12 protein-coding genes are annotated in these 12,770 nt (G+C 63.2%); 10 read left to right on the top strand and 2 right to left on the bottom strand.

The window, feature by feature from the left end; translation table 11 throughout:
• The first annotated feature begins 56 nt into the window (after positions 1–56).
• The 9 genes from gcvA to EOC94_RS14680 all read left to right on the top strand — a co-directional run bounded on the left by gcvA (position 57) and on the right by EOC94_RS14680 (position 9,980).
• A complete protein-coding gene (gene gcvA, locus EOC94_RS14720) occupies positions 57–965 on the top strand; it encodes a transcriptional regulator GcvA (protein ID WP_095484593.1) in 909 nt (302 codons plus the stop codon).
• Between the two features lie 189 nt (positions 966–1,154).
• Positions 1,155–2,465: a sugar ABC transporter substrate-binding protein gene (locus EOC94_RS14715; protein ID WP_095484592.1), complete on the top strand. Its 1,311-nt coding sequence runs from the start codon at positions 1,155–1,157 to the stop codon at positions 2,463–2,465.
• A gap of 122 nt (positions 2,466–2,587) precedes the next feature.
• Complete coding sequence (locus EOC94_RS14710; protein WP_126104098.1) at positions 2,588–3,460, top strand: sugar ABC transporter permease; 873 nt, start codon at positions 2,588–2,590, stop codon at positions 3,458–3,460.
• A gap of 11 nt (positions 3,461–3,471) precedes the next feature.
• Positions 3,472–4,296, top strand: a complete 825-nt coding sequence (locus EOC94_RS14705; RefSeq protein ID WP_095484590.1) for a carbohydrate ABC transporter permease — start codon at positions 3,472–3,474, stop codon at positions 4,294–4,296.
• A gap of 49 nt (positions 4,297–4,345) precedes the next feature.
• Positions 4,346–5,350, top strand: coding sequence for an ABC transporter ATP-binding protein (locus EOC94_RS14700; protein ID WP_127205552.1), 1,005 nt, complete (start codon positions 4,346–4,348; stop codon positions 5,348–5,350).
• Positions 5,347–6,117 carry an L-iditol 2-dehydrogenase gene (locus EOC94_RS14695; protein ID WP_127205551.1) on the top strand — a complete coding sequence of 257 codons (771 nt, stop codon included), beginning with the start codon at positions 5,347–5,349 and terminating at the stop codon, positions 6,115–6,117. The genes EOC94_RS14700 and EOC94_RS14695 overlap by 4 nt, the downstream gene beginning before the upstream one ends.
• A gap of 73 nt (positions 6,118–6,190) precedes the next feature.
• Positions 6,191–7,669, top strand: a complete 1,479-nt coding sequence (locus tag EOC94_RS14690) for a mannitol dehydrogenase family protein (RefSeq protein ID WP_127205550.1) — start codon at positions 6,191–6,193, stop codon at positions 7,667–7,669.
• A gap of 44 nt (positions 7,670–7,713) precedes the next feature.
• Positions 7,714–8,397 carry an HAD family hydrolase gene (locus EOC94_RS14685; RefSeq protein ID WP_127205549.1) on the top strand — a complete coding sequence of 228 codons (684 nt, stop codon included), beginning with the start codon at positions 7,714–7,716 and terminating at the stop codon, positions 8,395–8,397.
• The gene (locus tag EOC94_RS14680; protein WP_127205548.1) at positions 8,394–9,980 is read left to right on the top strand and encodes an FGGY-family carbohydrate kinase; all 1,587 of its coding nucleotides are present in this window, start codon (positions 8,394–8,396) and stop codon (positions 9,978–9,980) included. Before EOC94_RS14685 ends, EOC94_RS14680 begins: the two co-directional genes overlap by 4 nt.
• Before the next feature lie 25 nt (positions 9,981–10,005).
• Here EOC94_RS14680 and EOC94_RS14675 read toward each other — a convergent pair whose 3' ends face one another.
• Positions 10,006–10,584, bottom strand: coding sequence for a histidine phosphatase family protein (locus tag EOC94_RS14675; protein ID WP_127291492.1), 579 nt, complete (start codon positions 10,582–10,584; stop codon positions 10,006–10,008).
• A gap of 289 nt (positions 10,585–10,873) precedes the next feature.
• On the opposite strand from EOC94_RS14675, the gene EOC94_RS14670 reads away from it, so the two are divergent.
• Complete coding sequence (locus tag EOC94_RS14670) at positions 10,874–12,277, top strand: MATE family efflux transporter (protein ID WP_127291300.1); 1,404 nt, start codon at positions 10,874–10,876, stop codon at positions 12,275–12,277.
• Between the two features lie 40 nt (positions 12,278–12,317).
• Here the strand turns inward: EOC94_RS14670 and EOC94_RS14665 are convergent, their stop codons facing one another.
• Complete coding sequence (locus EOC94_RS14665; protein ID WP_127291297.1) at positions 12,318–12,683, bottom strand: hypothetical protein; 366 nt, start codon at positions 12,681–12,683, stop codon at positions 12,318–12,320.
• Positions 12,684–12,770: the final 87 nt, after the last annotated feature.

The raw sequence follows: 12,770 nt of genomic DNA, 5'->3' as shown, positions 1-12,770 counted from the left end.
GCTTCACGGCGCCTTGCTGCCAATCAAACGTCGATCACGGCCCATAAGGAGGGCTTATGCCTGAACTCAAGTCACGGCAGGTCTCCCAACTCCCTCCGCTTCAGGCGATCCGCGTGTTCGAGGCGGTGGCGCGGCATCTTTCCTTCACCAAGGCCGCCGGCGAGCTTGGCATGACGCAGGCGGCGGCGAGCTATCAGATCAAGCTCCTGGAGGAGCGCGTCGGCGCGCCTCTGTTCTTGCGCCGGCCAAGGCAGATCGTGCTGACCGAGGCGGGGCAACGCATGGCGCCTGCGGTCAGCGAGGCGTTCGCCCTGTTGGGCGGAGCATATGCTGCCGCGCGCAGCGGCGCCGATGGGGTGCTCTGTGTCTCGACGCTGCTGACCTTTGCCTCGAATTGGCTGGCGCGGCATCTCGGCTCGTTTCAGGTCGCGCACCCGTCGCTGGCGGTTCGCCTCGACACATCGAACCGCGTGGTCGACTTCACCCGCGAGGATATCGACATCGCCATCCGTTCAGGCGGGGGAAACTGGCCGGGCGTGGAAGTGCACAAGCTTTTCAATGCGGATTTCACGCCGATGCTGAGCCCGAAACTCGCGGCGTCCATTGGCGGGGTGAAGGAGCCTGCCGATCTGTTGCGCCTGCCGATCCTAGACCCCGGCGACATCTGGTGGCGGGACTGGTTTATCGCCGCCGGCCTGCCGGTCGAGGAATTGGCCAAGCGCCCCGGCTCCAGCATGGGTGCGCAGGCCTACGAGGCCAACGCCGCGATCGCCGGGCAGGGCGTGGCGATCGTGACGGCCGCGCTTTTCAACGCCGAGCTTGCCGATGGCCGCCTGATCCAGCCGTTCGATCTGGTCGGCGACGACGGCCATGCCTATTGGCTGGTCTATCCCCAGGCGCGGCGCAACGTGCCGAAGATCCGCGCTTTTCGCGAATGGATCCTGGCTGAGATCGCCGGCCAATAGGTCGATACGCCGCGCCGAAAACCCGAGGTCTGGGGCGCCGGCAAGCTTATTCAAACCGTCCGGAACCGAATCCCGCACGAGGCTGCGTGCTGCGCTGCAGCAACGAATCCGGCTTGACATAATTCACGGAGAGTGAGTAATTGCCCATAGCCAAGGCAAATGCTCAGCTTGGTCTATGGGAGGAATTTGATGAAACTTCGCACGCTCACCCTGGGTCTGTTGTCGGCCAGCGCTTTTGCGTTCGCCGCGCATGCCGAATCCATCACCATCGCCACTGTCAACAATGGCGATATGGTCCGCATGCAGAAGCTGACCGACGACTTCACCGCCAAGAACCCCGACATTCAGCTCCAGTGGGTCACGCTCGAGGAGAACGTGCTGCGCGAGCGCGTCACCACCGACATCGCCACCAAGGGTGGCCAGTACGACGTGATGACCATCGGCACCTACGAGGTTCCGATCTGGGCCAAGCAAAGCTGGCTGCTGCCGCTCGACAAGCTCGGCGACGACTATGACGTCAAGGACATCATCCCGGCGATCGCCGGCGGCCTGTCGGTCGACGGCACCCTTTACGCAGCACCGTTCTACGGCGAAAGCTCCTTCGTCATGTACCGCAAGGACCTGATGGAGAAGGCCGGGCTGACCATGCCCGACGCGCCGACCTGGGACTTCATCAAGCAAGCCGCCGACAAGATGACGGATCGCGCTAGCGGCGTGAACGGTGTCTGCCTGCGCGGCAAGGCCGGCTGGGGCGAGAACATGGCCTTCCTGACCGCCATGTCGAACTCCTTCGGCGCACGCTGGTTCGATGAGAACTGGAAGCCGCAGTTCGACCAGCCCGAGTGGAAGAACACGCTGCAGTTCTATGTCGACCTGATGAAGGCCAATGGCCCCGAGGGCGCGTCTTCGAACGGCTTCAACGAAAACCTGGCGCTGTTCCAGCAGGGCAAGTGCGGCATGTGGATCGACGCCACCGTCGCCGCGTCCTTCGTCTCCGACCCGAAGAACTCAACAGTCGCAGACAAGGTCGGTTACGCGCTTGCTCCCGACAACGGGCTTGGCAAGCGCGGCAACTGGCTGTGGGCCTGGTCGCTGGCCATTCCAGCCGGCACGCAGAAGGCTGACGCCGCTCAGAAATTCGTCTCCTGGGCAACCAGCAAAGCCTATGCCGAGCTCGTCGCATCGAAGGAAGGCTGGGCCAATGTTCCGCCCGGAACGCGCACTTCACTCTACAACAACCCCGAATACCAGAAGGCGGCGCCCTTCGCCAAGATGACGCTGGACTCGATCAACGCCGCCGATCCGACGCATCCGACCGTCAAGCCGGTGCCCTATGTCGGCGTCCAGTTCGTCGCCATCCCCGAGTTCCAGGGCCTTGGCACGACTGTCGGCCAGCTGTTCTCGGCGGCACTCGCCGGCCAGACGAGCGTCGACGACGCCTTGAAGCAGGCGCAGGACGCTGCCACCGCGACGATGACCGAGGGCGGTTATATCCAGTAGGCTCCTCCCGGTGCCGAACGCCGGTTGCCTATCATGGCCGGCAAAGGGGCCGCCCGAATCCCAGTTCGGGCGGCCACCTTCACACTTTCGAAAATTTGGCTGACCTTTGAAGGGTGACCGTCATGGCTACTCAGCAGACCCGTTCGCTTGCCCGCTTCATGATGGCGCCATCCGTGGTGCTGCTGTTCGTCTGGATGATCGTGCCGCTGGCGTTCACCCTGTGGTTCTCCTTCCAGCAGTACAACCCGCTCAACCCGATCCGCGACGGGTTCGTCGGCTTCTCGAACTACGCGCTCTTCTATTCAAACCCGGCATTCCTGCAGTCGATCCTCAACACGCTCGTCCTCGTGGTCAGCGTGCTTTTGATCACGGTGATCGGCGGCATCCTGCTGGCCCTCCTGCTCGATCAGCCGATATGGGGACAGGGCATCGTCCGCATCCTCGTCATCTCGCCGTTCTTCGTCATGCCGCCGGTGGCAGCGCTGGTCTGGAAGAACATGATCATGCATCCGCAATACGGCGTCTTTGCCGATATTGCGCGCTTCTTCGGCGGGCAGCCGATCGACTGGTTCGGGCAATATCCCATGCTGGCGATCATCATCATCGTCGCCTGGCAGTGGCTGCCATTTGCGACATTGATTCTTTTGACCTCGCTGCAGTCGTTAGACGGCGAGCAGAAAGAGGCCGCCGAGATGGACGGGGCCGGCTTCATCAGCCGCTTCATCTATCTGACGCTGCCGCACATGTCGCGCGCCATCACCGTCGTCATCCTGATCCAGACGATCTTCCTGCTGTCGGTCTATGCCGAGATCCTCGTCACCACCAATGGCGGCCCCGGTTACGCCTCCACCAACCTGCCCTTCCTCGTCTACCAGAAGGCGCTGCTGGAGTTCAAAATCGGCCAAGCATCCGCCGGCGGTATCCTCGCCGTCATTCTCGCCAACATCGTCGCCTTCTTCGCCATGCGCGCGGTCGGCAAGAACCTGGACAAATAAGGGAGGAAACGATGGCACGTGCAGTCAGCACCCAGCACAAGACGATTGCGACCGCGGCCGCCTGGATCGTCGCCCTGCTGGTCTTCTTCCCGATCCTGTATACGATCATCACCTCGTTCAAGTCGGAGCAGGAGGCCATCCAGGGCTTCAACCTGTTTCCGTCGGGAACCACGGAGAGCTATACCGCGGTCGAGGCGCAGAGCGGCTACTTCAAGTTCTTCCTCAACTCGGTGTTCCTGTCGGTCGGCTCGACCATTCTGGCCTTGCTTGTCGCCATACCGGCGGCATGGTCGATGGCGTTCTCGCCGGGCAAGTGGACCAAGGACATCCTGATGTGGATGCTTTCCACCAAGATGATGCCGGCGGTTGCCGTGCTGTTCCCGATCTACCTGATCTTCCGCGATACCGGATTGCTCGACAGCCGCATCGGCCTGATGATCATGCTGATGTTGATCAACCTGCCGATCGTGGTGTGGATGCTCTACACCTATTTCCGCGAAATCCCCGGCGAGATATTGGAAGCGGCGCGCATGGACGGCGCCTCGCTCTGGAACGAGATCGTCTATGTGCTGACGCCGATGGCGGTGCCGGGCATTGCTTCGACGATGCTGCTCAACATCATCCTGGCGTGGAACGAGGCGTTCTGGACGATCCGGCTGACCACTACCGAGGCCGCGCCCCTCACCGCCTTCATCAGCTCCTTCTCAAGCCCGCAAGGGTTGTTCTGGGCCAAGCTGTCGGCGGCCTCGACGCTGGCGATCGCGCCGATCCTGATCATGGGCTGGTTCAGCCAGAAGCAGCTGGTGCGCGGCCTGACATTTGGCGCCGTGAAGTAACGGACGTTGCCTGAAGCAATCGACAAAAATACCTCTCGGGGAGGAAACCATGGGAAACATCACGCTCAAGAACGTCTCCAAGTCCTTCGGGTCGACGATCATCATTCCAGGCATCGATCTGGTCATCGAGAACGGCGAGTTCGTCGTCTTCGTCGGCCCGTCGGGCTGCGGCAAGTCCACGCTGCTGCGGCTGATCGCCGGGCTGGAGGACACCACCGCCGGCACCATCAACATTGACGGCCGCGACGTGACCGGCGAGGCGCCGGCCAAGCGCAAGCTGGCCATGGTGTTCCAGTCCTATGCGCTCTACCCGCATATGACGGTGGCCAAGAACATCGCTTTTCCGCTGAAGATGGCGGGGGAGGACCAGGCGACCATCGACAGGAAGGTGAAGGACGCGGCGCGCATCTTGAATCTCACCAACTATCTCGAACGCCGCCCCGGCCAACTGTCCGGCGGTCAGCGCCAGCGCGTCGCCATCGGTCGCGCCATCGTGCGCCAGCCTTCGGCCTTCCTGTTCGACGAACCTTTGTCCAACCTCGACGCGGCCCTGCGCGGCACCATGCGGCTGGAAATCAGTGAGCTGCATCATCAGCTCAAGACGACGATGGTCTACGTCACCCACGACCAGGTCGAGGCGATGACCATGGCCGACAAGATCGTCGTGCTCAATGCCGGCAATGTCGAGCAGGTCGGCTCGCCGATGGAGCTCTACAAGACGCCGAAGAACCTGTTCGTCGCTGGCTTCATCGGCTCGCCGAAGATGAACCTGATCGAAGGCGCGTCGGCAGCCAAGTACGGCGCCAGGACGGTCGGTATCCGTCCGGAGCATATGAACATTTCGACGACATCAGGCGACTGGAAGGCCACGGTCGGTGTCGCCGAGCATCTTGGCTCCGACACGTTTTTGCACGTGCAGGCGGACGGCGTCGGTCCGCTGACGGTGCGCGCCGACGGTGAACTGGCCGTCGATCACGGCGACACGATCTATCTGACCCCGGACAAGGCCAAGCTGCACCGCTTCGGCGCCGACGGAAAGGCGATGATGCAATGAGGCTGACGGGTAAATCGGCGCTGATCACCGGATCGGCGCGCGGCATCGGCAGGGCGTTCGCCGAAGCCTATGTGCGCGAGGGCGCCACGGTTGCGATCGGCGACATCAATCTCGAAGCTGCGGAAAAGACGGCCTCGGAGATCGGCGGCAAGGCTTATGCCGTGAAACTGGACGTCACCGACCTCGCTTCGATCGAGGCGGCGGTGAAAGCGGTCGAGACAAGGACCGGCGGGCTGGACATACTGATCAACAACGCCGCTTTGTTCGACCTGGCGCCGATCGTCGAGATATCGAAGGCGAGCTACGACCGGTTGTTTTCCGTCAATGTCGCCGGCACGCTGTTCATGCTGCAGGCAGCCGCCCGCTCGATGATCGCCCGGGGCAAGGGCGGCAAGATCATCAACATGGCGAGCCAGGCCGGGCGCCGCGGCGAGGCGCTGGTTGGCGTCTATTGCGCCACCAAGGCCGCCGTCATCTCGCTCACCCAGTCGGCTGGGCTCGATCTGATCAAGCACCGCATCAACGTCAATGCCATCGCGCCGGGCGTCGTCGACGGCGAGCACTGGGATCATGTCGATTCCCTGTTCGCCAAGTACGAGAACCGGCCGAAAGGCGAGAAGAAGCGGCTGGTCGGCGAGGCGGTGCCTTATGGCCGTATGGGCACGGCGCAAGACCTCACCGGCATGGCGGTGTTCCTGGCCAGCGAGGACGCCGAGTACATCGTCGCCCAGACCTACAATGTCGACGGTGGCCAGTGGATGAGTTGAGGGGGGCGAAGGCGCTCTTCTCCCCGTTTCCTCCACGGGGAGAAGAGCCGTCCCGCCCAAGGATAAAAAGCAAATGGCCGTGAAACTCTCGTCTTCCATCCTCGCCAAGCTTCCGCCCAAGGTTGCCGGCCCGAAATATGATCGCGCTGCGCTCAAAGCCGGCATCGTGCATTTCGGCGTCGGCAATTTCCACCGCTCGCATCAGGCAGTCTATCTCGACGATCTGTTCAATTCGGGCGTTGGCCACGACTGGGCACTGGTCGGCGCCGGCGTCTTCGAGGGCGAGAAGGTCGGCCGCGGCAAGCTGCAGGAACAGGACTGGCTGACCACCGTGGTCGAGCAGGACAGTGGTCATATGAGCGCCCGCGTCACCGGCGTCATGGTCGATTTCCTGATGCCGGGCGATGCGGCCGCGATCATCGAACGGCTCGCCGATCCGGCGATAAGGATCGTTTCTCTGACCATCACCGAAGGCGGCTACTTCATCGATCCGGCGTCCGGCGTGTTCAATCCAACCCATCCCGACATTGTCGCCGATGCTGAGCCGGGCGCTACGCCGAAGACCGTCTTCGGCATCATCCTTGCCGGGCTGATCCGCCGCCGCGACAACGGCATCGTGCCCTTCACGGTCATGTCTTGCGACAACATCCCCCACAACGGCCATGTCACCTCTGACGGCGTCGTTGGTCTCGCGCGGCTGATCGACGAGGATCTGGCGAAGTGGGTGGGCGAGGAAGTCGCCTTTCCCAATGGCATGGTCGACCGCATCACGCCGGCCACCACCGACCGTGAGCGCGGCATTCTGTCGAGCGAGTTCGGCCTTGAAGACAACTGGCCGGTGTTCTGCGAGCCGTTCAAGCAATGGGTGCTGGAGGACCATTTCACCGACGGCCGCCCGCCGTTGGAGAAGGTCGGCGTGCAGTTCGTCAGCGATGTCGCGCCCTACGAGCTGATGAAGATCCGCATCCTCAATGGCGGCCATGCGACCATCGCCTATCCGGCCGGACTGATGGACATCCATTTCGTCCACGAGGCGATGCAGGAGCCGCTGGTGCGCGGCTTTCTCGACAGACTGGAGCACGACGAGATCATCCCGACCGTGCCACCGGTGCCGGACACCGTGCTGGAGGACTATTATCAACTCATCGAGCACCGCTTCTCCAATCCGAAGATCGGCGACACGATCCGCAGGCTTTGTCTCGATGGCTCCAACCGGCAGCCGAAATTTATCATCCCGACCATCGCCGACCGGCTGAAAGCCGGCAAGGGCGTCGCTGGCCTGGCGCTGGAATCGGCGCTCTGGTGCCGCTACTGCTTCGGCACGACGGATAGCGGAGCCGTCATCGAACCCAACGATCCGAGCTGGGACCGGCTGCAGACGACCGCCAGGGCGGCAAAGGATGCGCCTGCCGCCTGGCTTGCCATGGAGGACATCTATGGCGATGTCGGCCGCGCGGCGCCGTTTGTCGAAGCCTTTGCCAATGCGCTCAAGGCGCTCTGGGCCGACGGCGCGCGTGCGACACTGACGCGCTACCTCGCCGGCCAGCTCTAAAATCGGCTCAATATCCATGAAGTCTCGCCCATGAAGGCCCTGCAATGACGCCTGATCTGGTCATCTTCGACTGCGACGGCGTGCTGGTCGATAGCGAGACACTGTCCGTCGCGGCGCTGCTTGGCATGATCACGCTTGCCGGCGGCACGATCAGCGAGGAGATCGCCTATGAGCATTTTCTCGGCAAGAGCATGAAAAGCGTTCGCGAAATTCTTCTTAGCGACTTCGGGATTGATATCACCGACCAGCATCTGACCGGGATGCGTGTCGAGCTGATGCGCAAGTTTCGCGAGGAGCTGAAGCCGATCCCCGGCATCGGGCAGGTTCTGCCGAGGCTCGGGCTGCCATGCTGCGTCGCTTCCTCCGGCACGCTGGACCGCATCCGTTATGCGCTCGACGTCACCGGGCTGCTCGAGCTCTTGGAGCCGCATCTGTTCAGCGCCGCCATGGTCGCGCGGGGCAAGCCGGCGCCGGACCTTTTTCTCCACGCAGCCGCCAAAATGGGAGCAATCCCGCAAAATTGTCTGGTCATCGAGGACAGCCCCGCCGGCATCGAAGCGGCGCGGGCTGCAGGCATGCGCGTCCTTGCCTTCACCGGCGGCTCACATACTGGCAACCCGGCACTGAAAGCGCGGCTTGCGTCGAGTGAGCCGGACTTTATATTCGCTGACATGCTGCAATTGCCTGATCTGATTGCAGGCCTGGGAGCGAGAGCAGGAACACCTTGACGAAAAGTTTCGTTTGCGCGGTCGATGTCGGCACCGGGAGCGCCCGCGCGGGCATTCTCGACACCGGAGGCACCTTGCTCGGTCGCGCCGAGCACCCGATCGTCATGAACCGGCCGAAGGCCGATCACGCCGAACACGATTCGCGGGATATCTGGTCGGCGGTCTGCATTGCGGTGCGCGCCGCCCGCGAAAAGGCCGGCGTGGCGCCGGAGAATATCGTCGGCATCTCCTTCGATGCCACCTGCTCGCTCGTGGTGCGGGGCAGGGATGGTGGCCAGCTCAGCGTGTCGGTGTCAGGCGAAAGGCGCTGGGACACCGTCGTCTGGCTCGATCACCGCGCCATTGCCGAGGCGGATGAATGCACCGAAAGCGGCCATGCCGTGCTCGACTATATCGGCGGCGTCATGTCGCCGGAAATGGCAACGCCGAAGCTGATGTGGCTGAAGCGCAACCTGCCCGGAACATGGAATGAAGCCGGCTATTTATTCGACCTCACCGACTTTCTCACCTGGAAGGCGACCGGCTCGCTCGCCCGTTCGCAGTGCACGCTGACCGCCAAGTGGACCTATCTGGCGCATGAGGAAACCGGCTGGCGGCGCAGCTTCTTCGAAGCCGTCGGCCTTGGCGACCTTTTCGAGCATGGCAATCTGCCTGACAAGGCCAGCCCGGTCGGCACCGATATCGGCCGGCTGAGCGCGGAAGCTGCAGCTGAGCTTGGCCTGACCGAAAAATGCCGGGTCGGCGCCGGCGTCATTGATGCCTATGCCGGCGCTCTCGGGGTCCTCGGTGGCTTTGCCGGCGATGAAACCAACATCGGCCGCCATCTGGCGCTGATCGCCGGCACGTCGAGCTGCGTCATGGCGATGTCACCCGATCCGCAACCCTTTGCCGGAGTCTGGGGCCCTTACTATGGGGCGGGCCTTCCCAAGCTTTGGCTGTCGGAAGGCGGTCAATCGGCGACCGGCGCGCTGCTCGACCACATCATCCGCTGGCATGGCGCCGGCGGTGAGCCGGACGCCGCCATGCACGCCAGGATCGCCCGGCGTGTCGCCGAACTGCGTGCCATAGAGGGCGAGAATCTTGCCGGAAGGCTGCATGTGCTGCCGGATTTCCACGGCAACCGCTCGCCGCTCGCCGATCCGCATGCGGTCGGCGTCATCAGCGGACTGACGCTGGATTCCTCCTTCGACAGCCTGTGCAAGCTCTATTGGCGCACCGCCGTCGGCATCGCGCTGGGCGTGCGCCATGTGCTGGAGGCACTGAACGAGAACGGCTATCTGATCGACACGCTGCATGTCACCGGCGGGCACACCAAGAACCCGCTGCTGATGGAGCTTTACGCCGACGCCACCGGCTGCACGGTGGTCGAGCCGCTGGCCGACGAGGCGGTGCTGCTCGGCACCGGCATGGTTGCGGCCACCGCCGCCGGGCTTTTCCCTGATCTGAACGCCGCTTGCGTCGCCATGCAGCAGGGCGGCAGGAAGCGGGCGTCGAATCCGGCTGCCGCCGGCCGGTTCGATCGCGACTACCGCGTGTTTTTGGAGATGCATCGGCAGAGGCAGGCGCTGGACGCGATCAGATAGGCTCGAACAGCCTGCAATGCGTATGCTATCTCTGGTTCCAGCGCCGGATAATTGGTTCGCCGAGGTCGTGCTCGTAGCCGAGCACGCTTATGCTGGCGGTATCCAGGACGAAGAGGGCGCCATCTTGCGGCGGCAGGCCGAGCCAGCGCGCGGCCAGCACCCGCAGGAAATGAGCGCTTGAGAAAACCAGGACATTGCCGCCGACCTCGCGCAGTTGGTTGACGATCCGGTCCGCCCTCGCGCCGACATCCTGCGCCGCTTCGCCGCTTGGGCAGCCGTCGCGAAAGAGACGCCAGCCTGGACGCTCGATGAGGATCTGCTTGGTGGTCAGGCCCTCGTAAGCGCCGTAATCCCATTCCGCCAGATCGGCCAGCTTCACGCAGGCCGAGCCGAAGCCGGCCAGCGTGCAAGTCTTGAAGGCGCGCTGGGACGGGCTCGACCAGACAGCCTGGAACGAAAGGCCCTGCAACCGCTCAGCGATCCGCCCGGCCGCCTCCTCGCCGGCAGGCGTCAACGGTATGTCGGTCAGGCCGGTGTGCTTTCCGGAGGCGCTCCATTCCGTCTCGCCATGCCGAACCAGGTAAATTTCGAGAAACGCGCTCATCCGCATGCCTTTCGATGAAATCTGTACGCCGCCTGCCGGTGTCGGATTGGCCACAACGCAAACTATAGTGGCTTCCATGCTTTCTCCAATAGGCGCGCCAATAGGCATGATTGAGACCTCTGCGACTTTGCTGGCTTAACCCTTCCCCGCGTCAGCCTCTTGCCATAGCTGCCCATTTCGTAGACAAGCCGTGCAGTTAATGCGGAATCCGGGCCGATCACGGCCATTTTCCGCGCTGAGACGTGGCTTCCGGCTTTAGCCGACGCGCCGCAATCGGATAGGCGAAAAAATGTCTGCGATCGAAGCCGGCGCTCGCGCGCCGGAAAACCTTTGGCGTCAGGAAATCAGGGCGACGCTGGCGCTCGCCTGGCCGATGGTGCTCACCAATCTCGGCCAGACCGCGATGACTGCCACCGACGTCATGATGATGGGACGGCTGGGTCCGGACACGCTGGCCAGCGGCGCCCTCGGCGCCAACCTCTATTTCATGCCGCTGATCTTCGGGCTCGGCCTGATGCTGGCGACCTCGCCAATGATCGCCACCGAACTCGGCCGCCGTCGTCATTCGGTGCGCGACCTACGCCGCACCGTGCGCCAGGGCCTGTGGCTGGCGATCCTCATCTGCATTCCGATCTGGATCTTTCTCTGGCACGGCGAGGCCGTGTTGCTGGCCATGGGCCAGGAGCCGGCGCTCGCGCATCAGGCCGGCATCTACCTGCGCTGGCTCGAATGGGCGGTGCTGCCCTTCTACGGGTACATCGTCCTGCGCTCGTTCATCTCGGCGCTGGAGCGGCCGGGTTGGGCGCTGGTCATCGTCTTCGTTGCCGTCGCCTGCAACGCCCTCTTCAACTGGGTGTTCATGTTCGGCAATCTCGGCATTCCTTCGATGGGTATTGCCGGCTCCGGCCTCGCCACCACGCTGTCGAGCATGCTGATGTTCGTCGGCATGGCGGCGGTGGTGATGCTTGAGCCGAAGTTTCGCCGCTACCGTCTGTTCGGGCGCTTTTGGCGGGCCGACTGGCCGCGCTTCAAGGGCCTGCTGCGGCTCGGCCTGCCGATCGCCGGCCTCCTGGCATTCGAGGTGACTATCTTCAATGCGGCGGCGCTTCTCATGGGCCTGATCGATGCGGACTCTCTCGCGGCGCATGCCATTGCCATCCAGATCGCATCGATCTCCTTCATGGTGCCGCTTGGCCTCAATCAGGCGGCGACGGTGCGTGTCGGTCTTGCCCATGGCGCCAGCGATGCGGAAGGTGTCTCCCGCGCCGGCTGGACCGCCTTTGTCATCGGCGTCTCCTTCATGGCGCTGATGGGATTGGCGATGATCCTGTGGCCGCAATTGCTGATCAGCGCTTTCATCGACCTCGGTAACCCGGCCAATGCCAGGGTGATCGGGCTTGCCGTGTCGTTCCTGGCGTTTGCCGCGCTGTTCCAGATTTTCGACGGTGCGCAGGCCGTGGCCGCCGGCATGCTGCGCGGCCTGCACGACACCACGGTGCCGATGATCTATGCCGCAATCGGCTATTGGGGCATCGGCCTGCCGCTCGGCGTGCTGCTGGCCTTCCATTCCGGGCTCAACGGCGTCGGCATCTGGATCGGCCTGTCGTTGGGATTGGCGGTGGTGGCGGCGCTGCTTTTGGCGCGCTGGCTGCGGCGGGACAAGATCGCGCCGTCGATCTCCTTTGGGCATTGATGAAAGCGGCACCGTCACGAAGGAGCGCGGGTCGTGACGTCTATGGGTATTTCGTCTGATTTGCACTCGCGGCCTGGGGGTTTAAATCGCGTTGCAACTCCGTTGGCAGTGGAAGACTTGAGCACCGCAGGTGCACCTCGCGGGCGAACAATTTTCGTTGCTTCTGCTGGTGCTCCTTGATGGCTGCTGCGAGCCCTAATCCGTACGGGCCAAGAAAGACGCCGGTCCCCCAACCCGGTTGCTTTTTTTCGCGAGCGTCGTAGTCCGAGGCCTCCATGCGGGCTTGCTGGCATCCCGGCGACGCCCATTTCTGGTCTTGCTTCGAAAGCGACGCTCCATAGTCGACCGGAGAGATCGCGCATCCGGCTACCGTCGCTGCCAACGCGACGAACATTGCAATTCTCATCCCCAAGCCCTTCCTAAAGTATGTGGAGAGTACACAGAACTCTTCTTCCAACAAGGCAATAGCTCCGAAGAGGTGACCGGAAACACC

The sequence above is a fragment of the Mesorhizobium sp. M6A.T.Ce.TU.016.01.1.1 genome (assembly GCF_003997065.1).
Lineage (GTDB): Bacteria > Pseudomonadota > Alphaproteobacteria > Rhizobiales > Rhizobiaceae > Mesorhizobium > Mesorhizobium mediterraneum.
This window is presented reverse-complemented; position numbering and strand designations above follow the sequence as displayed.